Source organism: Methylobacterium mesophilicum (genome assembly GCF_022179445.1).
GTDB lineage: Bacteria > Pseudomonadota > Alphaproteobacteria > Rhizobiales > Beijerinckiaceae > Methylobacterium > Methylobacterium mesophilicum.
The window spans coordinates 1-234 of sequence record NZ_BPQU01000173.1 but is presented as its reverse complement, the minus strand read 5'-3'; the positions used below and the strand labels follow the sequence as shown (position 1 = coordinate 234).

Genomic DNA, 234 nt, shown 5'->3' with positions numbered 1-234 from the left:
ACGAACGCCTGTCGCGATATCGCGAATATTCGCCATCTGCGAACCGAGGTGGAAGTGCAGTAGTTGCAGGCTGTCGAGACGCCCGGCTTCACGCAGGGTTTCAACCAGTTGCAGTACCTGAGTCGCAGCCAGGCCGAACTTCGATTTTTCCCCGCCGGAGGACTGCCATTTACCCGAACCCTGCGAAGCCAGACGTGCACGCACGCCCAGACGAGGAACGACATTCAGACGTTC

Annotated in this window: 1 protein-coding gene; it reads right to left on the bottom strand. The window is 59.0% G+C overall.

All coding sequences use genetic code 11. The features are described from left to right. On the bottom strand, positions 1-234 hold a 234-nt coding region (locus tag MFF40_RS28630; protein WP_438804107.1), incomplete at both ends, for a hypothetical protein.